23 protein-coding genes are annotated in these 23,477 nt (G+C 63.7%); 10 read left to right on the top strand and 13 right to left on the bottom strand.

Annotated features, from left to right (window positions below):
* Window positions 1–4 precede the first annotated feature (4 nt).
* The 4 genes from DSM104635_RS02510 to DSM104635_RS02495 are packed head-to-tail and all read right to left on the bottom strand — an operon-like array spanning window position 5 to window position 5,404.
* On the bottom strand, window positions 5–898 hold the full coding sequence (locus DSM104635_RS02510; protein WP_158764690.1) for a crotonase/enoyl-CoA hydratase family protein: 894 nt from the start codon (window positions 896–898) through the stop codon (window positions 5–7).
* A gap of 2 nt (window positions 899–900) precedes the next feature.
* Complete coding sequence (locus DSM104635_RS02505; RefSeq protein ID WP_158764689.1) at window positions 901–3,057, bottom strand: acetate--CoA ligase family protein; 2,157 nt, start codon at window positions 3,055–3,057, stop codon at window positions 901–903.
* 2 nt (window positions 3,058–3,059) lie between these two features.
* Window positions 3,060–4,292, bottom strand: a complete 1,233-nt coding sequence (locus DSM104635_RS02500; protein WP_158764688.1) for an acyl-CoA dehydrogenase family protein — start codon at window positions 4,290–4,292, stop codon at window positions 3,060–3,062.
* Window positions 4,292–5,404 carry an acyl-CoA dehydrogenase family protein gene (locus DSM104635_RS02495; RefSeq protein ID WP_158764687.1) on the bottom strand — a complete coding sequence of 371 codons (1,113 nt, stop codon included), beginning with the start codon at window positions 5,402–5,404 and terminating at the stop codon, window positions 4,292–4,294. The genes DSM104635_RS02500 and DSM104635_RS02495 overlap by 1 nt, the downstream gene beginning before the upstream one ends.
* A gap of 211 nt (window positions 5,405–5,615) precedes the next feature.
* Between DSM104635_RS02495 and DSM104635_RS02490 the strand changes: the two genes are divergently transcribed.
* Window positions 5,616–7,040: an NAD-dependent succinate-semialdehyde dehydrogenase gene (locus DSM104635_RS02490; protein ID WP_158764686.1), complete on the top strand. Its 1,425-nt coding sequence runs from the start codon at window positions 5,616–5,618 to the stop codon at window positions 7,038–7,040.
* Here DSM104635_RS02490 and DSM104635_RS02485 read toward each other — a convergent pair.
* The 3 genes from DSM104635_RS02485 to DSM104635_RS02475 are packed head-to-tail and all read right to left on the bottom strand — an operon-like array spanning window position 7,037 to window position 9,050.
* The gene (locus DSM104635_RS02485; RefSeq protein WP_158764685.1) at window positions 7,037–7,324 is read right to left on the bottom strand and encodes an antibiotic biosynthesis monooxygenase family protein; all 288 of its coding nucleotides are present in this window, start codon (window positions 7,322–7,324) and stop codon (window positions 7,037–7,039) included. The two genes, DSM104635_RS02490 and DSM104635_RS02485, sit on opposite strands and share 4 nt — an antisense overlap.
* A gap of 9 nt (window positions 7,325–7,333) precedes the next feature.
* Entirely contained in the window at window positions 7,334–8,158 is an 825-nt protein-coding gene (locus tag DSM104635_RS02480; RefSeq protein ID WP_158764684.1) for a cyclase family protein, read from the bottom strand.
* 31 nt (window positions 8,159–8,189) lie between these two features.
* On the bottom strand, window positions 8,190–9,050 hold the full coding sequence (locus DSM104635_RS02475; protein WP_158764683.1) for an enoyl-CoA hydratase-related protein: 861 nt from the start codon (window positions 9,048–9,050) through the stop codon (window positions 8,190–8,192).
* A gap of 188 nt (window positions 9,051–9,238) precedes the next feature.
* Between DSM104635_RS02475 and DSM104635_RS02470 the strand changes: the two genes are divergently transcribed.
* The gene (locus DSM104635_RS02470) at window positions 9,239–10,042 is read left to right on the top strand and encodes an IclR family transcriptional regulator (protein ID WP_158764682.1); all 804 of its coding nucleotides are present in this window, start codon (window positions 9,239–9,241) and stop codon (window positions 10,040–10,042) included.
* The gene (locus tag DSM104635_RS02465) at window positions 10,039–10,878 is read left to right on the top strand and encodes an IclR family transcriptional regulator (RefSeq protein WP_158764681.1); all 840 of its coding nucleotides are present in this window, start codon (window positions 10,039–10,041) and stop codon (window positions 10,876–10,878) included. The genes DSM104635_RS02470 and DSM104635_RS02465 overlap by 4 nt, the downstream gene beginning before the upstream one ends.
* 4 nt (window positions 10,879–10,882) lie before the next feature.
* Here the strand turns inward: DSM104635_RS02465 and DSM104635_RS02460 are convergent, their stop codons facing one another.
* Window positions 10,883–11,803 carry a phytanoyl-CoA dioxygenase family protein gene (locus tag DSM104635_RS02460; protein ID WP_158764680.1) on the bottom strand — a complete coding sequence of 307 codons (921 nt, stop codon included), beginning with the start codon at window positions 11,801–11,803 and terminating at the stop codon, window positions 10,883–10,885.
* 222 nt (window positions 11,804–12,025) lie between these two features.
* Here DSM104635_RS02460 and DSM104635_RS02455 point away from each other — a divergent pair, with 222 nt between their 5' ends.
* From DSM104635_RS02455 to DSM104635_RS02445, 3 genes are all read left to right on the top strand, one after another.
* Entirely contained in the window at window positions 12,026–12,328 is a 303-nt protein-coding gene (locus DSM104635_RS02455; RefSeq protein WP_158764679.1) for a hypothetical protein, read from the top strand.
* Between the two features lie 70 nt (window positions 12,329–12,398).
* Entirely contained in the window at window positions 12,399–12,995 is a 597-nt protein-coding gene (locus DSM104635_RS02450) for an NADPH-dependent FMN reductase (protein ID WP_158764678.1), read from the top strand.
* On the top strand, window positions 12,992–14,344 hold the full coding sequence (locus tag DSM104635_RS02445; RefSeq protein ID WP_158764677.1) for an MFS transporter: 1,353 nt from the start codon (window positions 12,992–12,994) through the stop codon (window positions 14,342–14,344). The genes DSM104635_RS02450 and DSM104635_RS02445 overlap by 4 nt, the downstream gene beginning before the upstream one ends.
* Here DSM104635_RS02445 and gcvA read toward each other — a convergent pair whose 3' ends face one another.
* Complete coding sequence (gene gcvA / locus DSM104635_RS02440) at window positions 14,345–15,265, bottom strand: transcriptional regulator GcvA (RefSeq protein ID WP_158764676.1); 921 nt, start codon at window positions 15,263–15,265, stop codon at window positions 14,345–14,347. It abuts the gene before it with no gap.
* An 87-nt stretch (window positions 15,266–15,352) separates the two neighbouring features.
* A complete protein-coding gene (locus tag DSM104635_RS02435; protein WP_158764675.1) occupies window positions 15,353–16,393 on the bottom strand; it encodes a zinc-dependent alcohol dehydrogenase in 1,041 nt (346 codons plus the stop codon).
* 160 nt (window positions 16,394–16,553) lie between these two features.
* Between DSM104635_RS02435 and DSM104635_RS02430 the strand changes: the two genes are divergently transcribed.
* From DSM104635_RS02430 to DSM104635_RS02415, 4 genes are all read left to right on the top strand, one after another.
* Complete coding sequence (locus tag DSM104635_RS02430; RefSeq protein WP_158764674.1) at window positions 16,554–17,330, top strand: SDR family NAD(P)-dependent oxidoreductase; 777 nt, start codon at window positions 16,554–16,556, stop codon at window positions 17,328–17,330.
* A 51-nt stretch (window positions 17,331–17,381) separates the two neighbouring features.
* Complete coding sequence (locus DSM104635_RS02425; RefSeq protein WP_158764673.1) at window positions 17,382–18,692, top strand: spinster family MFS transporter; 1,311 nt, start codon at window positions 17,382–17,384, stop codon at window positions 18,690–18,692.
* Between the two features lie 70 nt (window positions 18,693–18,762).
* Window positions 18,763–19,905, top strand: coding sequence for an ATP-grasp domain-containing protein (locus DSM104635_RS02420; protein WP_158764672.1), 1,143 nt, complete (start codon window positions 18,763–18,765; stop codon window positions 19,903–19,905).
* Complete coding sequence (locus DSM104635_RS02415) at window positions 19,902–20,771, top strand: succinate--CoA ligase subunit alpha (protein ID WP_158764671.1); 870 nt, start codon at window positions 19,902–19,904, stop codon at window positions 20,769–20,771. Before DSM104635_RS02420 ends, DSM104635_RS02415 begins: the two co-directional genes overlap by 4 nt.
* On the opposite strand, the gene DSM104635_RS02410 is transcribed toward DSM104635_RS02415, so the two are convergent.
* The 3 genes from DSM104635_RS02410 to DSM104635_RS02400 are packed head-to-tail and all read right to left on the bottom strand — an operon-like array spanning window position 20,768 to window position 23,471.
* The gene (locus DSM104635_RS02410) at window positions 20,768–21,526 is read right to left on the bottom strand and encodes an SDR family NAD(P)-dependent oxidoreductase (RefSeq protein WP_158764670.1); all 759 of its coding nucleotides are present in this window, start codon (window positions 21,524–21,526) and stop codon (window positions 20,768–20,770) included. The genes DSM104635_RS02415 and DSM104635_RS02410 overlap by 4 nt on opposite strands.
* Window positions 21,527–21,529: 3 nt before the next feature.
* Entirely contained in the window at window positions 21,530–22,291 is a 762-nt protein-coding gene (locus DSM104635_RS02405; RefSeq protein ID WP_158764669.1) for a crotonase/enoyl-CoA hydratase family protein, read from the bottom strand.
* Window positions 22,292–22,298: 7 nt separating this feature from the next.
* Entirely contained in the window at window positions 22,299–23,471 is a 1,173-nt protein-coding gene (locus tag DSM104635_RS02400) for an LLM class flavin-dependent oxidoreductase (RefSeq protein ID WP_158764668.1), read from the bottom strand.
* Window positions 23,472–23,477 lie beyond the last annotated feature (6 nt).

The following is a 23,477-nucleotide window of genomic DNA, read 5'->3' as shown; positions in this document are numbered from 1 at the left end:
ACAACTATTTCTTCTCGCCGTTACGGATCCTCAGCGGCTTTCGTCCGCCGAAGAGATCATCGCGCCGGCTGATCGCCTCGCGCACGCCAACCTCCTTCACATCGCCCTTGAACTTCTTGCGTAACGGCCCTTGCGAGAGATGCGCCCGCGCGTCGATTTCCGTCGCAAGCTTCTGCAGCGTTCGCGCTCCAGCCAACTCCATTGCGATGTTCACGACGCGCTTATTGGCCGCCGTGATCTCCGGATCAACGATCGCGATGCGCCGCGCGAGATCGCTGACTTCCGCGTCAAGCTCCGCCGCGGGCACGGAGTCCAACACCAAGCCAATGCGTGCTGCGTCCTCGCCGCGAATAGAGTCGCCCGTGAGCAGCAGCCGCTTCGCCCACTGCGGCCCCGTGTGGTAGAACCAGAAATTGATCGGCGGCGAACCCAGCCCCCGCACCCCGGGATGACCTATCTCTGCGTCGTCCGCCGCGATGACAATGTCGCACGCCAGCGCCAATTCCGATCCACCTGCGAGCGCACGGCCTTGCACCTTTGCGATAACCGGTTTGTGGACGTCCGGGATGATCAGCATCTGATGCATCTTGCGCGTCATGGTCCACACGTCATCGTCAAACGTGCCCATGCGTGTACGATATTTCTTCGCCTCTTCCGGCGAGACCTCGATATAACCAGCAGCCAAGTCATATCCGGCGCAGAAATCATTGCCTGCGCCCTGCAGCACGATCACATGCACGTCGACGAGATCGTCCGCCTCGAGCATCGCATCGTGTATTTCCTTGATGAGCTGCGGCGAAAGCGCGTTGCGCTTTTCAGGCCGATTCATCGTGATCCGGCAAATCTTGTCCTTCACATCGAATGTGATGAACTCTTGGGTCTTCAGCCACTTGGCCATGCTCATGCTCCGTCCGCGCGCACGATCAATGCGTCGACCGCTATCAGCCGTTCGCCTGCGCCTATGATGGGATTGACGTCGATCTCGGCAATCTGGTCCGCTAGGTCGACGGCCAGCTGCGACACCCGCACGATGATGTCGGCGAGCTTGTCGAGATTCACGCCAGCATCGCCTCGATATCCCTCGAGAATGCGGTAGCTCTTCAGCCGCGCTAGCATCGCCCGCGCCTGCGTGGCGCTGACAGGGGCCAGCTCCGCCGTACTGTCGCGCAAAATCTCGACCAGCACGCCGCCCATGCCGACGACAACCATCGGCCCGAATGTCGCATCGATCGTCGCGCCGACGACAATTTCGTGGCCCTTGCCGATCATTGGCTGCACCAGCACACCGTTGATGCGCAGCTTGGGCGAGACACGCTGCGCCGTGGTCATGATTTCGTCGTAGGCGCGTCCAACCGCGCTCGCGTCAGCCAGATTGAGCCGCACCACACCCGCTTCAGTCTTGTGCGCGACGTCCGGTGAATCGACTTTGAGCACGACCGGAAAGCCAATCGAGATCGCGGCGGCGACTGCCGCATCTGCGCTCGCAACGAGACTGTCTGAGGTGACTGGAACGCCGTACGCGGCTAGCACCTGTTTTCCTTCACGCTCGCTGAGCTTGGCCTTGGCCTGGCGGAGCAAATCGCGCGCAACCTTTGCTTGCGTATCGCTCTTCGCAAGGCGCGGCGGGGGGCGCTCTGCCTTGACTGCGGTCTCACGATCCAACCAAGCGCTCAGAGTCCGGTAGCACGCGTCTGTGGAGCGGAAGAGCGCGACGTTCGGGTCACTCTCGCATTGCTCGGCGCCCGGCCCGCCGCGCCATTCCGACATCCACGAGATGCACACGGGCTTCCCGGCAGCTGCCGCCAATTCAGAGTAGAGGGCGATGTTCGGCGGCGTCAGGCGCTCGCTGATGCTCGGCATCATCACGACAAGCGCCGCGTAGTTCGGATCGCTTAGCAGCGCCGTGCCGCACGCACGGTAGAGCGTCCTGTCGGTTCCTGCTTGCGCGGTGAAATCGCAGGGATTGCCGGGCGAGCCAAAAGTGGGAACGTGGCGCTCTAGCTCTGCTTGCGTCTCGGCCGTGGGCTTCGGCATGGGCACGTTATGGGCTTCGGCCTTATCGAGCGTGATGACGCACGCGCCCCCGGACGCGCCCATCGCGGCGACACCTTTCGCCTTCGGCCGGCCGGCTTTCGCGAAGAACGCGGCCGCCTCGTAGACATCCTCGATGTTGTCAACCTTCACGATGCCGACGCGCCGGTAGGCAGCGTCAAACGCCGCGTTCGATCCTGCGAGCGTGCCGGTATGCGACATCGCGGCGCTCGCAGCGGCGGCGGCCGTCGCGCTCTTGTACATAATGATCGGCTTGTCGGCCTTGTGCGCGCGCTCGCCCGCTTCCAGCAGCCTCTCGCCATCCTTAAGGCCCTCCGCCACGCAAGCGATTACGCGGCAGTTCGGATCGTCGACGAGATAGTTGACGTAATCGCACACATCGACGTCGCACGAATTGCCAGCGGCGAGGAAATGGCTGAACGACCCGCCGCGCTGAACCACTTGGGCAATGGTTTGTCCTAGCCCGCCCGACTGGGACACGAGGCCGATCGGCCCGGCGCGCCAAGGCGTTGATGCATAGGTCGACACAAACAGCAGCCCCAGCCGGCGCACGTTATTGACGAGCCCAATACAGTTCGGCCCCACAATGCGCATGCCGGAAGTGCGCGCGATTTCCGCGAGCCGCGCCTGCATCACCACGCGTTCTGGCAGGCCGGTCTCTGCGTACCCAGAAGCGAACACCACGCACCCACCTACGCCGGCCGCGGCGCATTGCTCCACGAGCGGCTCGACCGCATCGATCGGCGTCGCGATGATCGCGCAATCCACGCGCACCGGGATTTCGGCCACCGTCGCGTAACAAGGCACGCCGTGCAGTTCGTCCACGCGCGGGTTGACGCCGTAGATGTTTGCATCGATCGCGTTGCCCAGATTGGCCAGCGCGCGTGCTCCAAGCGATTGCTCGTTGCGCGACAACCCGACGATGGCGATCGTCGCCGGATCAATTAGCCGCTTCAGATCGGCGTGCCTGTAAACCGGCCGATGGTTCTTGAGCCAGGCGGCCATGCTCATCCCTTCGAGCCGGTCGGGATGTCGCGGAACGGCACGTCCTTGTCGGCGCGCGCCTCGGCCGGCAATTTCAGCACGCGCTCAGCAATGATGTTGCGCAAGACTTCATCGGTGCCGCCGGCGATGCGTTTACCAGGCGCATAGAGCAGCGCCTCCTGGAACCACGCATTCATCGGCGCGACACCTGGGTCCATCACCGCGCCCGCCATGCCCATGAGGTCGACGCCGTAGGAGGCGATGTCTTGCAGCTTGGTGGCGCTGACAAGTTTTGTGATCGACGCTTCCGGTCCCGGCGTTTGGCCGCGCGACAGCGCGGTCTGGGCGCGAAACTTGGTGAAGCGCAGCCCTTGCTGTTGGATGTACCAGTCGGCCAGCCGCTCGCGCACAGCGCTATCCTGAATTGCTGGCGCACCATCAACCTTCACAAGCTTTGCCAGTTCGAAGATGTCCTCAAAATCGGGTCCTTCCGCTTGGCCGACAACGAGGCGCTCGTTCATGAGCATCGTCATGGCCACTTTCCATCCATCGCCTTCGGCGCCGATGCGTTGGCCGTCCGGGATGCGCACGTCGGTGAAGAACACTTCGCAAAAGTTCGACGCGCCTGAGATTTGCCGGATGCGGCGAATTTCGACGCCCGGCGTTTTCATGTCGATCCAGAAGAAGGTCAATCCCGCGTGCTTGGCGACGCTGGAGTCGGAACGCGCGACTAGCATGCCGAAATCGGCGAAGTAGGCGTTAGAGGTCCAGATTTTCTGACCGTTGATGATCCAGTCTTCGCCATCACGTACAGCGCGCGTCCGCAAGCCGCCGAGGTCGGAGCCCGCGGCGGGTTCTGAGAACAGCTGACACCAGATTTCATCGCCGCGTAGCGCGGGCCTTGCGAAGCGTTCTACTTGCGTCTTCGCGCCATGCGTCATCATCGTCGGTAGCGCTAGCCCGATGCTCTGATTGAAGATGTGCTGCGGAACGACGAAATGCTCTTCCTCCTGATGGTAGATCAGGTGCTGCATCATCGAGCCGCCGCGGCCGCCATACTCGACCGGCCAGGTGATCGCGGCGAAACCGGCGTCGGCCTTCTTCGCTTGCCACACTTTGGCGCGCGCAATATCGGCCTCGTCCAGCGCGCGCTTGCGATAGGAGCGCTGCGTCGCCTTGCGCGTGGTGTTGGCTTCGAGGAAGGCGCGGACCTCGGCGCGGAAGGCGGCTTCTTCCGGTGTGTCGTCGAAATCCATCAGGCGGCCTCGTTGCGCGTTTCGAGGATGCGCAGCAGCCGGTTCTTCCAATGCCGAGCGCCGCCGATCAACAGGCCAAGCGATTTTGCCCGCGTGTAGTAGATGTGGCAGTCGGATTCCCAGGTGAAGCCCATGCCGCCGTGTGTTTGGATGTTTTCCTTCGACGCCAGATCAAACGCGTCAATCGCTGCACTGCGCGCCGTTGCCGCCGCGAGCGGCAGCTCCGCCGCGTCCCGTTCCAACGCCCAGGCGGCGTAATACGCGTTCGATCGCGCGATCTCGACGGCAACGTAGATATCCGCGAGCTTGTGCTTGATCGCCTGGAAGGAGCCAATTGGCCGGCCGAAGGCGTAGCGGTCCCTCGCGAATGCCACGGCCATGTCGAGCGCCGCCTGCGCGCCGCCCACTTGTTCGAACGCCAATAGCACTGCGGCACGATCGAGAAGCGCTTCGACGCCTGGCCAACCAGGGCCATCACCCAGCACCTCGACGGGCGTACCCGCGAAGCGTAGCTCCGCCTGCGGTCGCGCCGCATCCAAAGTACGCAGTGCGACGCGCTCAACCGTCGGATGTTCCAGGTCTGCAATAAACAGCTGCGGCTCGTCCGCATCGAGCGCGACCACGATGGCAAAGTGCGCCGCCTCGCCGTCCGTCACCGGAATCTTCTCGCCGGTCAGCTTGCCGTCAGTAACGCGACCACGCACGCGCGCGTTAGTTGGCTCACCTTCGCCTTCAGACAATGCGAAGCATCCAATGCGTTCGCCCGCCGCGATGCCGGGCAGATAACGCCGCTGCTGGTCGGCGTTGCCGAAACGCAGCAGCGCTTCACTCGCGAGATACACGGTCGACGCAAAGGGCACAGGCGCGGCCACGGCGCCGATCTCTTCGGCCAGCACAGCAGCCGCTTCGTAGCCCAACCCCGAGCCGCCAAATTGCTCCGGTATCGCAACGCCTAGCCAGCCCATCGACGCAAACTCGGCCCACAAAGCGACATCGTGGGTCGCGCCGCCATCGATGTGATGGCGCACGGCGCCGGGCGGCACACGCTCACGCAGAAATTCCCGCGCGTGCTCGCGAATGGCTTTCGCATCCTCCGAGAAGTCGAAGTTCATCTCACCCTATCTTAACGGCGTCCCGACGCGCTGTCGTCACCATTCGGCGCAAGCGGGCGCGGTTTGGACAGCGCTCGCGCGATCACACTTGTCCGGCTCCGCCGCCTTGCGCGGCAACCCACTTTTCCTGATGCGGGAATGAACGCGCTTCATAAGAGTACGATGTTTAAGCGCTTGCTTTTCCGCTCCACCCGGCGAGCATAAGCGCGCGATGTCCTACCCCGAGATCAAGCTCTGCATTGGCGGCGTTTGGAAGACGAGCACCAAACGCACGCCGATCATCAATCCCTCTAGCGGCGAGTCTGCCGGCGAGCTGCCACACGCGACCACCGCCGACCTGGACGCCGCGCTCGACGCCGCGGTGGCCGCGGAGAAGACCTGGTCGCGCACAGCCCCGGCCGAACGCGAAACGATCATGCTGCGCGCCGCGGCGATCCTGAAAGACCGGACCGAGGACATAGCGCGCGCGGTCGTCACGGATCAGGGCAAGACGCTCTTCGAAGCGCGGGTCGAAGTGAGCACCGCCCACGACCGCATCATGTGGGATGCAGCGGAAGGCCGCCGCCTCTACGGTCGCATCGTTCCGTCGCGACCCGGCTTGCGGCAGATGGTGACGCGCCATCCGTTCGGCGTGGTGGCCGCGTTTACGCCCTGGAATTACCCGCTCGCTTCGCCCACGCGCAAAGTCGCGGGCGCACTGGCAGCGGGTTGCACCATCATTCTCAAAGGAGCGGAGGAAACGCCCTCGGGCGCGATGGCCCTGGTGCAAGCCTTCGTCGACGCAGGCGTGCCTGCGGGCGCGGTAAATCTCGTGTTCGGCACGCCATCCGAAATCTCGGAACACCTCATCCCGAAACCAGACGTCCGCCTCGTCACGTTCACCGGATCGGTGCCCGTCGGGAAACATTTGGGCGCCCTCGCGGGCAAGCACATGAAGCCTGCCATCCTTGAGCTTGGCGGCAATTCACCAGTGATCGTCTGTGAGGACGCGAGCGCCGATCACGTTGCGCAGGCTTCCGCCATCGCGAAGGCGCGCAACTCCGGCCAAGTTTGCGTCTCACCCACGCGCTTCTTCGTGCATGAGGCCGTGTATGACCCGTTCGTCCGTGCGTTCGGCGCGCGCGCTTCCGATATTCGCGTCGGCCCAGGTGACGATCCCGACAGCATCATGGGCCCGCTCGCCAACGCGCGTCGGCTGGAAGCCATCGAATCTTATGTGGCGGATGCCATCAGCCGCGGCGCTCGTGTTGTGACCGGCGGCAAAAGGCTCGACCGGCCCGGCAATTATTATCCGCTCACCGTGCTCGCGGACGTCGCACCCGACGCCCGCGCCATGACCGAGGAGCCATTCGGTCCGCTCGCGCTGGTCACGCCATATCGCGATCTGGACGACGCTATTGCCCGCGCCAATAACGTGGATTTCGCACTCTCGGCCTACGCCTTCACGGATTCAGCGCGCAACGCCGCCAAGCTGGCCGACGATCTCGAATGCGGCGCGCTCGCTATCAATCACTTCGTTTCGACCGTGCCGGAAGCGCCGTTCGGCGGCACGAAGGACTCAGGCTACGGTCGCGAAGGCGGCACTGAAGGCCTTGAGGGCTACACCTACACCAAGACGGTCTCGCACCTGACTTAGACTGTCGAACCGCGCACTTCACAGATCGTCGTCACGTATTGACCGACGAAGCAGTCGGACATGTCTTGCGCGTTCGGCTCGGTCTTCTTGAAGGCATCGAAGTCGCCCTCGTTTTCCCAGAGCGAGATCGAATAGCCGGCGTCCTTAGTTTCGCTGTCACGCAACAGGTAGCGGCCCTTCAGGCCAGGCGTGTTTTTGGTTCGCTGCGCATAGGCGTTCCAGAGCCCTTCGTATTCATCCCAGCGCCCCGATTTGATCTTGCCCCACGTAACGCGCATCAACATTGACGCCTCCTAATATAATGCGATCGGCCGGATCGGCGATCCTGTGCCGCCGACGATCCTGAGCGGCAACGCGCAGAACATGAATTCAAACACGCCACGGCGCGAGAGTTCCTCGAGCACCAGGTTTTCCATGATGTTGATGCGGCGCTTCACCATCAGTTCGACATGCGCCGGCATCTGCGGCGCCGGACGGACGTCGTAAGCGAACGTGTCGGTTCCCGTTGTGCGAACGCCGCGATCGCCAAGCCACGCAGCTGCCTCGCCCGTGACGCCGGGCGAACCTTTCGGATAACCGACGTACGCGCTGTGGTCGGCCCAGAGCTGCGCCCAGCCGGTGCGGATCAGCACCGCATCGCCCGGCATGACCTCGACACCTTGGGCCGCAGCGACCGTTTCTAGCTCGTCGGCGCCAATCGCGTGCGTTATCTCAAGCCGCTCGCGTCCATGATGACGCGCTACGTCAAGCAGCACGCCGCGCAGGAAGAGTGGCTCCACCGTCTCGATGCCGATTTCCTGAAAACCGTCGCGGCGTGAGCTGATCTCCTCGGCCACGAGGCCGCCCGCAACGATGCCGCCGCACGCGATGTGGCCAAGCCCATCGATGTGCGTGCCATTGTGGCTGCCCATGGTGAACATGTCGCTCGATGCCGACACGTCGCCGCCCAGCGACGAGTCACCGTGCAGCTTCGTCAGCCGGAACATGAACGGCGGATGGTTCGGGCTGTGCGGCATGTCCATCGTCATCGGATGGCTCAGCTCGACGATCTCGCCCGCGCGTAGCAGCGTGCGCGCATGGCTCAGCCACGTGGCGACGTTCGCCGGGGTGTCTAACATCGAGCGCTCCGTCGGCGCGAACTGCGCCGGATTACTTGTTGCGCTTGCGGTTCTTGAACGCGGTGAGCAGGCGGCGCGGCTCGTCGGTCAAATGCGCACGGCCCACGGCACGAATGCCTTGTTGTACCGCATCGGCGATCGACATGCGCTCCCAGTCGCGGTTCAGTTCTTTCTGCAGCCGGATCGCGCGCGGTCCTGCCGTCACGATGGCGCGCACCCACTTTTCGGTAGCGGCGTCCAACTCAGACTGGTCCACCAATTTCTCCACGAAGCCGAAGTGATAAGCTTCCTCGGCGTCGATCATCTCGCCCGTATAGACGAGTTCCATCGTCTTACCCCAACCGATCAGGCGAGGCATCAGGCACGCTTCCATGCCCGAGGGCAGGCCGAAGCGGACTTCCGGCATGCCGAACTTCGCATTGCGCGAGGCCACGCGCATATCGCACGAGGTCGCAATCTCCATGCCCGCGCCCAGGCAATAGCCATTGATCCGCGCAATCACCGGCACCGGCGCGCGGCGGATGCTGTCGCATGCGTAGTGCGTCTGCGCGCTGCCTTCCTCGGCCACCCGCGCATTCGGAAACTCGGACATTTCGCTGACATTGGCGCCGCCGATGAAGGCTTTGTCGCCTGCCCCCGTGAGCACGATCGCACGAAGATCGGGATCATGTGAAAGCGCGCGCATGGCCTCGCCGATGGCGCGACGCCCCTCGGCAGGAAGCGCATTGTACTTCGCTTCGTTGTTGACGGTGACATAGCCGACGCGGCCGCCTTCGCTGCGCTCTTCGATGCGCGTGGAGATCAGCTCGTGTCCCGGGCTCATGATCTCAGCGACTGCCGACATGCCTTCGAACTCCCCGTATCGCCAGCTTGCCAGCAGACGGCTTTCCACGGTCCAATCTTCTAATCGGGGGTGCTCGTCACAACCCACTTTTTGTGACTTGCCAATGATGGACGCTCATAAGCGATCCCGGGTGAGGGAAAATGCAGTTCAACGGCTTGCGTAAAAAGGGGAATTGGGCATCGCGGGGCCGCGCAAGAGCTAGCGCAGACTTATCGGCCTAGCTAAGACCGTTCCATATGCCGGCGTCTGATCCAACTTCTGATCGCGAACACAACAAAGCCACCGCGCGCGTACTGCGAGTGCTCTCCGCGTTCGTCGGCAACACCGAGGACTTCGGCGTCACCGAATTAAACCAGCGCTTGGGCATGACCAAGAACATGGTCCACCGCGCACTGACGACGTTGGTCGAACAGGGCTACCTCGTGCGCAAGGCCGCGACTGGCCGCTACGAACTCGGCTTCCGCATCCTCGAACTACAGAACTTCAACCAAGCCGAGCCGGACTTCCGCACACTCGCTTCACCCTTCATGCGACAGATTTACGAACTTACAGGCGAGAGCGTGTCACTTGCGGTTCGGGCGCAAGACTTCAGCGTGTTCATCGATGCGGTGGAAACCCGAAAGCTGGGCGCCTGGCGAACGCGGATCGGCGCGCTGCGCCCGCTGCACGCCACTACTTCGGGCCGCGTGCTATTGGCGTCGCTGCAGGACGACGACATCAACGCCTACGCCGAGCGCCGTTCGCCGATGCGGCTCAGTCGTCCGGACGGCGTGATGAAAGCGCCGGACCTCTGGCGCGCCGTACACGCGATCCGGCAACGCGGCTATGAGATCGCCCGCCGTGGCGTAAATCCGGTAATGGCGGCAGTGGCCTTTCCAATTGAGGACTCAGAAGGCGGCCTGCATGGCGTGATCGCCGTCGGCGGCCCGGAGGACCGCTTCGATCCGGATTCGAACGCCATTATGCCGCCACTGCGCGCGCTTGTAGATGAGTTGCGCGCGCGTACGAAGCTCTACGCCTCGGAGACGGCTGGGCAATGAGCAAGAAACCGACCCGTTCCGCGGTGAATTCCTCCGCCTCCCACGTGTTCGACGCCCTACGGGTTGTGAGCGAAGCGAGCGAACCTATGGGCGTCTCAGAAATTGCCCGTGAACTCTCGCTACCGCCATCCACTGTGTATCGCGCGCTGATTACGCTGGAAGAGTCCGAGTATATCGACCGCTTTCAGGCTTCATCGCGCTACGAACTCGGCGCCATGCCGCGCCTCCTCAACCGCGCCCTGCTCAAGCGCTTCGCGCTACAGCGCGAAGCGGGGCCGGCGTTGCGGCAGCTCGCCGACGAAAGCGGCGAAACCGCTTCGGTAAGCGTGCGGCTCGGCTGGTACAGCCTGCGCATCGCCGTCGCCTACGGTAGCCACGATTTCTATCATCGCGACCGCCTCGGCGAAGTTTCGCCACTGCATGCGACGCTGCCATCGCGCACCATCCTCGCTGCACTTAGCGCCGACGACATCGCACGTTACTGGAGGTTCGCTGAACGCCACTTCAAGCCCAGTGCAGCCGAACGCAAGGCGGCCGAAGGAGCAGCAGCAGCCACGCAACGTGACGGCTTCTTGGCCGAAATACAGCAATACTCGCCAGGCCAATCCGCCGTCGGCATGCCACTGCGCAGCGTCGGCGAAGTACTGGCGGCACTCACGGTTCACGGACCAGTCGCCCGCTCCGGTTCAGGTCTCGCGCCTGCGAGCGTTACGGCGGCGCGTAAAGCGCTCGAGAGCATCATCGCGGCGGCGCCAGAGCGTTTTGCTTCGCCGTTCGCGCACCTCGATCCGGATGATATCTATTTGCGCCTGCCGCCCAATCCCCGCGGCGCGTGAAGCGTCAGCTGCGCTGTTTATTCAGTTGCTGAAGCATCGCATCGGCCTGCTCATCCAGATCCTCGAGATTTTGGTGGCCGCGCCTAAAGTCATTGATCGGGTTTTTGTTCTCGCCGAGCACCAGCCAGATCGGGCGTGACGCCAACGGCGCTGGCTTACGGCCCTGGCCCGATGCAACCGCATCGCCAAAACTACGATCGTACGCATCTTCAGAGTTCATGTAGTGGAACGTCAGCCCCGCGCGGCGGCGGCTTGAGTTGTTCGGTTGTGCGCCGTGGACGCAATAGAGATCGTGCGCCGAGTATTGGCCTGGGCGGCGGATCGCTGGCACGGAAGAGTTTACGTCGAAATCGTGGGTATCGGCTTCGAAGCTCAACAGCGCGTCGCTTTTGTCATCGCGAATGTGCTCGACCAGGCCGTTGCCCCCGGAGCCTGGAATGAAGCGCAGGCAGCCATTCTCTTCGTCACAATTGTCGATCGCGATCCAGATCATCGCACTGCGCGCACGCGCACGTCCCGGGCCAGGCTTCACCGCGGGATTATAGCAATCCTGGTGCCACGGCGTGGCCTTGCCCACACCTGGCGGCTTAGCGAAAATCTCGCCGCCCCACATGATGATATTGTCGCCTACGAGCCGGCGCGCGGCCTCGATGATCATCGGGTGGATGGCGAACTTGAACAGGTGCTCGCCCCCTTGCACGCCTTCGTCTTGATCCGGGCGCTTCGGGATGTGCGGCATGCGCAACAGGTTCTGCCAGTTGGCATTGGTGCAGAAGACTTCCTCGCACGCGGCCACCATCGCGGCGGTATCTTCAGGCGGCAGGCCGCGCTCGGGAAGCACGAAGCCATCGCGCAAGAATAACTGCACTTCGGCGTCGGTCACCACCGGCGCAGCGTCGCGCGTGCGTTCGGCTTGCATCGTCATCGCGTCACCCTTCGACCGTTTCCTCGGAGCGGACATGAGCCGCCCGCATGGCGCCAAAAGTGGGCCCGGCACTGCGTCAGAGCAATTGAGAAATTCTCCCGCGGGCAGCACTTTCCGTGGCGTTCCAGGCCATGCGGTTTGTTCATTCCACGCATACCACTTCTGGTTTTGGCTTTGCGGTCAGCACGCATACCAAATTGCTCAACACCGGAGTTGAGCGACATGATCATTCGCGTTCGCGGCGATGCCGCCGTACTGGAAGAAATCGACAACCTGCGCGCCCTTAAGGTCGTCGCGCCCGTCACCCTTCGCGGCGCACCCGCCTTCGCGCTCGCCATCGCCGCCGCCGGTCGCCCGGATGGCGAGGCCGTCTGGGTGAGCGAACAATGGCTGCGCGATCAAGCCGGCGAACAGCCTACGGCCTGGACCGTTGATTTCGAAAAAATGCTCGCATTTGCAGAGGCTAAGGGTTGGCGCGACGAGGCGGCCAAGGCCGTCCGCGCCCACATGGTATGGCAGGACTGAACCTTTTTCGCTTGCGACGCCCGCTGTTCTGTATTACTGAATATATCCCATATTCCAGTCCGAGGCGATTATGGCTAGGTTTAAGGCGCACGCACCTCTGATCATCGGCATCGGCGGCACTACCCGCATCGGCTCGTCTTCGGAAAAGGTTCTACGCGCCGCACTGGCTGAAGCCGAAAAGCTCGGCGCGCGCACGCTGCTCCTGGCCGGCCCCGACCTCGTGCTGCCGCTCTATGCACCGGAGGAGCCCACGCGCGACCTCAAGGCGCAGCGCCTCATCACAGCGATCCGCGAATGCGACGGCGTGATCATCGCCTCGCCCGGCTATCACGGCTCAATCTCCGGCATGGTGAAGAACGCACTCGACTACGTCGAAGACCTCCGCAAGGACGAACGTCCCTATCTCGACGGCCGCGCCGTTGGCTGCATCGCCTGCGCGTACGGATGGCAAGCGACGGGTTCGGTGCTCGCCGCGCTGCGGTCGATCGTGCATGCGTTACGCGGCTGGCCGACGCCCCTCGGCATCGCCGCCAATTCTCTCGATGAGCTATTCGACGAGCAGGGCGCCTGCACCGACAAAGTGCTTGCGCCGCAATTGCGCATCCTCGCCGAACAAGTCGTCAGTTTCGCCGCCAAGGCTCCGGCGGAAGCGCGCGCTTTCGCGTGACCGCATTGGCGGTAGGCACGCCGAACGGCCTTGCCGCACCGCGCCGTCACTGGGCCGCTCTGGCCGTTGGACTAGCGGTCACCGTATCGGTGCTCGATGGCGCAATGATCCATATCGCGGCGCCTGTGATTGCGCGCGATCTCGGCGTCAATCCCGGCACGGCCATTTGGATTGTCAGCTCCTACCAACTCGCTGCAGCCATCGCGCTTTTGCCGATCGGCAAACTGGCGGACGTGCTGGGCCGCAGGCGCGTTTATCTCACTTGCCTGGCGCTTTTCGTTGCGGGCGCTTGCATCAGCGCCATCGCGCCGACACTCGATACGCTCGCCGCCGCGCGCTTCGCGCAAGGCCTCGGCGGCGCCGGCATCCTGGGCGTTACCAACGCCATTCTACGCGACATCTACCCACGCGACCGTCTCGCGCGCGGCATCGGCCTCAACAGCTTCGTGGTCGCCATCGCCATCGCCAGTGGACCGATGATCGCTTCGCTGCTCATGGCGGCGGGCTCGTGGCGAATGCTGTTCCTCGTTGCAGTGCCGGTGGGCGCACTTTTGCTCGTGATCGGCGCGCTAGCACTCCCGCCCGCCAATCGCACCACGGAGCGTATAGACTTCTGGAGCTTCCCTCTGAGCGCCGCGGCCTTTGGCACGGCGCTCACCACCATCAACAACCTCGCACACGGCGGCGCGGTTCTTTGGTGCATCGCTGGCGGGCTAGCAAGCTTTGCCGCCTTCGCGGCGCTGCTCGTTCGACAGCGCAAGGCGATTGCGCCGCTTCTACCAACCGACCTGCTGCGCATTCGCGCCTATGCCACGGCAGTGGCCACGATGTTCGCTGCCTCCATCGCGCAGTTGATCGGTTACTTGGCGACGCCCTTCCTTCTCCAGCGCGACGCGCCGCGCGATCTCCTTGAAGTTGGGTTTATCTTCACATGTTGGCCGATCGCGGTCGCGGCGGCCTCCCCCTTCGCCAGCCGCGTTCCAGGCGTGCCGCCACGCGTGGCGTGCGGCCTAGGTCTCGTCATCTTTGCCTGCGGTCTGGCGGCGCTCGCGCTTTCGCCGGCACAAGCCAGCACCTTCGATCTTTGTTGGCGTATGGCGCTTTGTGGTGCGGGCTACGGCTTCTTCCAGCCCGCCAACTCAGCCGCGCTCGCGAGCTCAGTGCCGATCGCCCGCGCCGGAAGTGCGGGCAGCCTCGCCGCGTGCGGCCGCGTAGTTGGCCAAGCCTGCGGCGCGGCGATCGCTGCATTTCTTTTCCGCTGGAACGCGCATGACGGCATTGCCGCCGCTTTGAGCGTGGCAGCGATTGCGGCGCTTGGCGCTGCCGCCATCAGCGGCATGCGCGATTAATCAGGCCGCCGAAAGCGATTCCTGCAATGTGTTCACCAGCCAATCACGGAACGCGATCGCCTGCGGATTCACGCGCCGTTCGCTGGGAATGGTGACGTAATAGCCGAGGTCGCGATGCAGCACATGGTCAAACGGCTCGAATAGCTGCCCCGTCTCCAGCTCGCGCCGGAAATATGCGCGCTGGGCGATCACCACGCCGAGTCCCGCGATAGCGCCTTGGTACGCAACACTCAGCTCATCGAACATTAGGTTATCGTGCGGCCGCAGATTGACGGCCCCCGCAAGTTCAAGCCATTCCGGCCAATCGTTGCGGCGGAGATCCTGGTGCAGCAACGTCAGCGCGCGCAAGATATCAACATTATAAGGCCGCTTCTTCGGATCGAGCAGCTTCGGGCTGCACACTGGCCGCAGCTCTTCCTTGAACAGTAGCGTGCTTTCATAGCCCTTCCAATGCCCGCGCCCGTAGCGGATGCGAACGTCGATTTGATCCTCGCTAAATTCCATGCTGTCGGTGCCGGAGGCGAGACGGACCTTGATCTGCGGGTGATGCAGTTTGAATTCCGGCAGGTGCGGAATGAGGTAACCGATGGCGAAGCTCGTGTAGCACCACACCGTCAGGATCGGTGACGATTTGTTGCCGAGGAATTCGCTCGTCGCATCGTTCAGCATACCGAACACTTCGGTCAGGCTGGCGGCGAGCTTCTCGCTCTTGTCGTTCAGAGCGAGGCCGTTGCCGGTGCGCTCAAACAGCGGCACGCCGAAAAAGTCCTCAAGCGTTCGCACCGATCGGCTGATCGCGCCCTGCGTCACGCAGAGTTCGTCGGCGGCGTGCGTAAAGCTCCGGTGGCGCGCGGCGGCCTCGAACGCGCGCAGCGGGTTCAAGGGCGGCAACCCGCGCGTGGGGCGGATCGGCTTCGTCATGGCCGGAACATAACCCGCTAGGTCTTTAAGCACCATCTGTCACCTGCCGAAACGGGAACGAATTGAGCAGCTTCGCCTGGATCTCCGCTAAGATGCGTTGGGCCGCAGGATGACTTTCGAGGCCTCGCGCGAGCGCATCAGGCGAAAACCCTCCAGGCCTTCCTCCAACGCCAACTCATGCGTCACCATCGGCGCGAAAAGAGCGGGATTCTTCGAGAGCGCTTCGATGGCGTCTGCCCATGCCCAGTCAGGCGCGCGCGAGCAGCCGCGCAGCTGGGTGCGCCCGCGCACCAGCAACATGACGTCAAGCGGCGCCTCATGATCCGGCATGGAGGCGATCACGAACACGCCGTAGGGCTTCAGCACTGAGAGTCCCGTGTTGATCACCGACGGTGCGCCGGAGGCATCGATCGCTACATCAAAGCCGCCTCTTGCGACCTTCCTCAGCGTTGCCTCGCCGTCGTCGTCGGCAAGATCGGTGAATGAGTCGAAACCCATCTTCCTAAGCGTGGCGAACCGCGGTCCATCGCGATAGCCGACGACATGAACCTCCGCCGCGCCCGCCAGCCGCGCCATCGCGGCGGCGCCTTGGCCAATCGGGCCCGGGCCGAACACGGTGACACGATCACCCTCCTTCACCTCGCCGATCTTCACCGCTTGCGCGCCAGTAGTCAGAGGTTCGACCAAGGCGCCGTGCAGATCGCTCATCCCGGGCGGCATCGCGATGCAATAATCCGCCGGCGCGCTCACATACTTCGCGAAGCCGCCGGCGCGATGCATGCCGATCGCGCTGCGGTTTAGGCAGTCGTGTCGTGCACCTGCTTGGCACGGCGCACACTTGCCGCACCCGATTGCCGGTTGAACCACCACGCGATCGCCCGCCTTGAATGCCGTGACGCCCTCGCCGACTGCATGCACGCGGCCGCAAAACTCGTGGCCCAGCGTCACCGGCAACGCACTCGCCATCGCATGAAAGCCGTCGGCCCAGTCATCGATATGCAAATCGGTGCCACATATGCCCACGGCGGCGACCTGCACCAGCACCTCGCCTCGCGACGGCATTTCAGGCGCGTCGACATTCTCGATCGCAACCCCAGGCCGAGGCGCCACTTTTCTCAATGCCAACACGGCGCGTTTCCTCCTGTTGTTGACGCCACTCTATGGTGCGTGTGCGCCTATGACAACGTTCGCGCGCGGTGCGAAATGTGCTATGATCTTCGCTCATGCGTGCCCTTCCAAAACTCATTTGCCGCGTGTGCGCGCCCTCTTCCTATGATCGGAACGGACCATGGCAAACGCTTTTTCTGTTGGTGCGCGGTTGCGCGATCGGGTCGCGGTGATCACCGGCGGCGCCAACGGCATCGGCCTCGGCTGCGCGCTGCGCTTCGCTGAGGAAGGCGCGCGCGTCGCGATCATCGATCTTGAGCAAGATGCACTGAATGATGCACGCGCGTCGTTCGAAGGTTTCCCACACAAGCCACTGCTCGTGGCGGGCGATTGCACCAAGCACGACGAGGTAGAAACTTTCATCGAACGCGTGAGCGGCGACCTCGGTCCCGTCGATATCCTTGTCAACAATGTTGGCCAGGGCGCACGCGAGCGAAAGGCGACATTCCTGGAGAGCACGGAGGAGGTCTGGCGCTTCGTCGTCGAGATCAACCTCTTCACCACCATGCGCTTCTCGCGTCTGGTCGCGCCCGGCATGGTCGAGCGGGGGTGGGGACGCATCATCAACGTGGCCTCCGAGTCCGCCGTCATCGGACCGGTCGGGAGCCACGACTACGGCGCGGCCAAGATGGGCGTTATCGGTTTCACCCGCGCTGTCGCGCGCGAACTTGCGCCGCATGGCGTCACCGTCAACGCGCTCTGCCCCGGCCCCGTGCGCACGCGCGCTCTGGAACGTAGCGCCGGCGATGAGGCGAAGAAGGCTGTAGCGTCCATTCCAACCGGCGCACTCGGCGAACCGGAAGATATCGCCGCAATGGCGGCGCTGCTGGCCAGCGATGAAGGCCGTTACATCACTGGCCAATCCATCCTCATCAATGGCGGACGGTGGTGGCTTTGAATTGAAGGCGAGGCACGCGTGAGTCGCGCCCGCAGGAGAGGAAGAGACTAGATGACCGACGCCACCGCGGACGACGCGCCGGCCACACCGTTCAAGGCCGGCACCTACTCCTACTACGTGCTGTTCCTGCTCTTCCTTGGCTACGTGATGAACTTTGCGGATCGGCAGGTCGTCGCCATTCTCGCGCAAGACATCAAGACGGACCTCGGCCTCAGCGACACTGAGATGGGGCTCCTTACCGGGCCCGCGATCGCACTCTTCTACGCTGTGCTCGGTGTGCCGATGGCTTACGTCGCCGACCGCGTTCACCGTGTGCGCCTGCTCGCGATTTGCCTCGTCTTGTGGAGCGGCCTCACCGCGCTCGGCGGCGTCGCGCGCAACCTCGTGCAACTCGCACTGACGCGCGTTGGTGTCTCCATCGCCGAAGCCGGCGGCACGCCAATCAGCGCATCGCTTCTCGCGGACTATTTCCCGCCGGAGCGTCGCGCCACCGCACTCGGCTTCTATTCCGCTGCGTCCGCCGTCGGCGTTCTCTTCGGCTTCGCACTCGGCGGCATCGTCAACGATTTGGTCGGCTGGCGCTGGGCCATGGTTGCCGCCGGTACGCCGGGCGTCATCCTCGCGGTACTCATGCTGCTCACACTGCGCGAACCAAAGCGCGGCGCCGCCGATCCCGGCGGCGTCAAAGCCGCAAAGCCCGCGACAGGTTCGATGTGGGATACGCTCAAGCGTATCTGGAGCATCCCTGAGTATCGCCGCATCGTCATTGCCTGTTCAGGCGCCAATATGAGCGTCTACGTTCTGCTCGCATGGGCGCCTTCGGTCGCGTTGCGCTCATTCGACGTGACGAGCGGCCAGGTCGGTATCTTCATGGGCCTCGGCATTGCGCTCCTCGGCGCGGCCTCCCTCGCCGGCACCGGTCTCATGGCTGACGCGATCAACAAGGTAAGCCGCGTGCAGCCGGTGCGCCTGATCGCTCTGTTTCAGTACCTCGTTGTGCCGCTCATGATCGCCACGCTGTTTGCGCCGACCTTCCTGCTCTACATGGTCGCCATCGCCTTCGCCTATGCCGCCATTGTCTCGAACTCGTCTGTGGCGTGGCTCGTCACCCAAAACGCAACACCGCCGGAAATGCGCGCCTCTGCCGCAGCGTCGATGGCGCTGGTGTTCAACCTCGTGGGTCTCGGACTCGGTCCCCCGCTTGTCGGCTTTATCAGCGACCAACTCACCGTCCAGTATGGCGACGAAAGCCTCCGCTATGCGTTGATGCTAGTCGCGGTCAGCAGCTTAGTCGCGGGACTTTTGCTCTCGTTCTGGGTTGTCCCGGCCGTGAAGGCGCGCGAGGCGGCAGGGAGGCGATGAGTGGGCGTCATCGGCAGCGGAGCAGAATTGAGTTGCCCGACCCGGCCGAAACACGCTGAAATCCGCTTAGATGATGTTGCTCGAACACGATGCGAAAGAACTGTTGAGGGCGCGCGGCGTGCCGGTCCCGTCCGCAATGCTCGTGCGCCGCGGCGACAACTCTGCCGACATCACGGCCCCCGTCGTCGTGAAAGCGCAAGTCCCCGTCGGCGGACGGGGCAAGGCAGGCGGCATCGCGTTGTGCCGCACCGAGGAAGAAGCGCGCGCCGCGCTGGCGCGTATCCTCGCCATGACCATCAAGGGTCATCCCGTACGGTCTTGCGGCCTCGAAGCGCCGGTAGTTTTCGCGCACGAGGCCTATCTCAGCTTCATCATTGACCCAGTCGCAGGCGGTGTGCGCATCCTCATGTCCGCGAGTGGCGGTGTCCACGTCGAGGATGAAAGCGCGCGCGCAAACCTACTGAGCGCCGAAAGCGCTGTCGACGCGCGCGCCATGACGAAAGCGGCGATCTCTCTCGCCGCCAGACTCCCAGACACGATCCGCGTCGCAGTCATCGACGCGGCGCCGCAGCTGGCCGACGCCTTCATCGCACTCGAAGGCACGTTGCTCGAGATCAACCCATTGTTCATCGCCGCAGACGGAACCTGGACCATCGGCGACTGCAAACTCGTTATTGACGACAACTCGCTTGAGCGGAACGCCGCCCTCTCCGAACTGCTCACGCGCCATGGCGATCTCTACCCCGAAATGGTGCTCAAGATCGAACAAGGTTTCGACTATGTCGAACTTGATCCGAACGGCGACATCGGGCTCGTCACCACCGGCGCAGGTCTCAGCATGCAGCTGATCGACGAGCTTACGGCGCGCGGGCTCAACCCGTTCAACTTCTGTGACATCCGTACCGGTGGTTTTCGCGGCGAGCCCGATCGCCTGATCGACGTCCTCCAGCGCATCGCCGCCGCCCCGAGTATTCGCGCGGTGCTGATCAACTTCTTCGCCGGAAGCACCGATCTCGCGGAGATCGCCCGCCTCCTGCTCGTCTCGCTCGATCGCGTGCCGCAGCTCACTGCGCCCATCACCGCGCGCATGATCGGCAATAATTACGACCAGGCTCGCGCCATCATCAAAGCCGCTGGCGATCCGATCGACGTCGAGCCAGACCTTGAGCGCGCGATCGATCTGACCGTCGCCAACGTGCGGGGCGCGGCATGAGCTTTATCGATCCAACCGCACCAGTGATCGTGCAAGGCGCCACTGGCCGCGTCGGCAAGCGCCACACCCTCGCCATGCGCGCGTACGGCACGCGTGTCGTTGGCGGTGTTTCTCCGCGCGAAGATGCCGACCTCGACGGCATTCCGCTCTTCCGCTCTTGCGCCAACGCTGTGAACGCGACAGGCGCCACCACGAGCGTACTCTTCGTGCCGCCACTGGGCACGCTCGCCGCCATGCGCGAAGCGCTCGACGCCGGCATCCGTACACTGGTCACGCTCGCCGAGGGCATTCCAGTTCACGATGCACTCAAAGCGCGCGCGCTCGTGCATGAAGCAAACGCCACGTGGGTCGGCGGTTCGACGCCAGGCCTCGCTATCCCGGACAAGTTGAAGCTCGGCTTCCTGCCAAGCGTCTCGCTTGCTCCCGGCAAACTCGGCGTCATGGCCAAGAGCGGCACGCTTTCCTACGAAGTCTGCCATCGGCTCGTGCAGCGCGGTTACGGACAGAGCCTTTGGGTTGGCGTTGGCGGCGACAGCGTGAAGGGCCTGCGCTTCGCCGATTTGCTCCCGCACTTCAACGCCGACCCGGACACCGATGCAATCATTGTCATTGGCGAGATCGGCGGGAACGAAGAGGAGCAACTCGCGGAGGCGATGAAAGCTACGCCCAAATGCAAGCCCGTTTACGCGCTGATCGCCGGCGCCAGCGCCCGCGAAGGCGTCACCATGGGCCACGCGGGCGCCCTCGTGCACGGCAATGTGGGCTCGGTCGACTCCAAGACCGCGGCGCTGACCAGCGCCGGCGCGCGTGTGTTCAAGGGAATTCAAAACTTAGTCGACGCGGTCGCAACCGAGCAAACGCGCTAGGGCTTCAGCATCTGTCCCCCATCGACGACGACGATCTGCCCCGTCACCCACCGCGACATCGGCGACGCCAAGAACAACGTCACGTCCGCGATCTCGTCCACATCGCCCAAGCGCCCGAATGGAATTTTCGCCACCGCTTCCGCATACGCCGGATCGCCGCTTTCGCGACGCTTCTCCCACATGTGGCCCGGCCCGGTGATCGAACCCGGCGCCACCGCGTTGACTCGAATGCGGTCCTTCGCCAGCACCCAGGCTTGGCTCTTGGTGAGCTGGTTGATCGCCGCTTTCAACGAACCGTACGCAATCGCGCGCGGCGTCGGCTTCAGTGCGGAGATCGACGAGATGTGCACGACCGCCGCCTCCTGCGCTTGCTTCAGCCATGGCAACGCAGCGCGCGTGCCGCGCACGACCGACATCAGATCGGTTTCAAACGCCGTTGCCCAGGCCGGGTCGTCCTCACCGCGCGCGAATGCCGATGCATTGCTGACGAGCACATTCAATCCGCCGAGCGCCTCGGCTGCCGATCCGATGTAACGCTCGAACGCTGCGCCATCGGAGACATCGCAAATCTCGCTATGGACGCGCACGCCCAGCTCCGCGCACGCCGCACGCGTCGTCTCCAACGCTTTCTCGTCACGCCCGCAGATGGAGACGTGCGCGCCGTTGCGGGCGAAGCCAACGGCGATGGCGCGGCCGATGCTGCGACTGGCGCCGGTAACGATCACACGTTTGCCGGCGAGGCGAAGATTATCCATGGCTTAGTGTCCCGTCCAACGCGGCGGCCGCCGCTCCGCGAACGCTTGCAGGGCTTCGGCGCGATCCGTTGCGGTCAGCGCGAGCGCCGCGAGTTCACGCTGCGTGCGCCACAAACTCTCTTCTTGGGCGGCGGCGGAGGCGCGCATGATCCGCGCCGTCGCAGCAAGCGCTGTGGGGCCGTTGCGCAATAGCTCTCGCGCGAGCGACAGCGCCTCTGCTAGCGCCGAACCTGGCGCGGCCAACCGGTTCACCAAGCCATACGCCTGTAGCTCACGCGCCGAGATCGCAGCGCCCGTCAGCGCCATCTCCATTGCGACGTGATACGGCAGGCGCCGCGGCAAGCGGATCGCGCCGCCCCCGAGCGCCACGAGATTGTGCTTTACTTCCGGCAAGGCAAACTGCGCGTCCTCGACAGCCACGACCAAGTCGCACGCCAGGCAGATCTCAAATCCACCGCCAAACGCGACGCCCTCGACCGCCGCGATCAGCGGCTTTCCCGGCGGCGTCTCGCAGAGACCGAATGGCCCTCGGTCAGCGCGCGCTGCCGGGCCGCCGCGCGATGCAGCCTTCAAATCCGCGCCAGCCGAAAACGCGCCGCCCGCGCCGGTGATCACGCCCAAGAACAACGACGTGTCGTTGTCGAGCTCATCCATGGCCGCGTTGATGAGAGCAGCGCCCGCTGCGTCGATCGCATTCTTCGCCTCGGGCCGATCGATCGTGACGATCAGCACCGGCCCTTCGCGCCGCGTGTGGACCGCGGCCACCGCCGCCTCAGGCCGCGACCGTCGCAGGCGCGCCCTTCGCGGTCGCTTCGCGCAGACGAGGTGCTACCTCCTTGGCGAACAACGTCATACTGTCGACAGTCTCCTCGTGCGTGAGATAGCCTGCTTGCCCCAGCATCAGCACTTGGCCGTAGCCGCCCACCTTGTCGTAGAAATTTTTGTACTGATGGAAAATCTCGTCCGGCGTGCCGGCGAAGAAGATGCCGCCTTCAGCCATCTCTTGAACTGTCGGATTCTCAGGCAGGCCGAAATTGATGCGGCCTTTCTTGCCTGACTTCAATGCGCCGGCGTTGAGTTCGACACTTTCGTATCCAGGCGGATTGATCCAACCCTTCGGCGTGCGCGGCTGCGCGTCGAGATATGTCTTCACCTTGGCGTAGCGTTCTTGCACCTGCGCCTCGTTGTGGCCGCACACGGAGAGCGCGAGATAGCCGAGGCGATCCGCCGCCGCCGGCTTGCCGTGTGTCTTCAGGTATTCGTCCTTGTATGAGTCGAACAGCGCCTTGGTCTTGGGCCCGTTGAAGAACGTGGCGCACACATATCCGAGCCGCGCCGCGATGCGCGCATTCTTTTCCGACGAGCATGTCATCCACATCGGCGGCAAAGGCTGTTGCAGAGGACGCGGCCACAGGTTCACGTTCCGATACTGAAAGAACTCGCCTTCCCACGAAAAGGGCGCGCCGACGTGCGTCAACGCCTTTACGATGAGGTCATGACCTTCCCAATAGCGATCCATCAGCCGCGCCGGGCTCTGGTTCGAAAGCACAAGCTCGAAAGGCGAAGCCTTCACGAGGCCCACTTCGAGGCGTCCGCCCGAGATCACGTCGATCATCGCGATCTCTTCTGCGACGCGATACGGGTCCGGCCGGTTCGCGATCGGAATACCGAGCGCCAATAGCCGCGCCTTCTTTGTCTGCCGCGCTAGAATCGCGAGCGTCAGGGTGCATGATATCGACATGCAGTTCGCGGACGCATGGTGCTCGTTGACCATGATATCGAAACCGAGATCGTCAGCGATCATCCATTCGTCGAGGTAACGATTGTAAAACTCGTGCGCGACCGTGGGATCGCAGTACGTGTTCGGCACCGTCACCTTCGTCGGGCCATCGATCTCCGCCCAGGCGGTGTGCAGCGATTGTTCGTTGAAGTGCCAGAACCTCATCTCAAC

Source organism: Terricaulis silvestris, assembly GCF_009792355.1.
Lineage (GTDB): Bacteria > Pseudomonadota > Alphaproteobacteria > Caulobacterales > Aquidulcibacteraceae > Vitreimonas > Vitreimonas silvestris.
The sequence above is the reverse complement of the archived record's forward strand: the minus strand, read 5'-3'. Positions and strand labels throughout refer to the sequence as shown.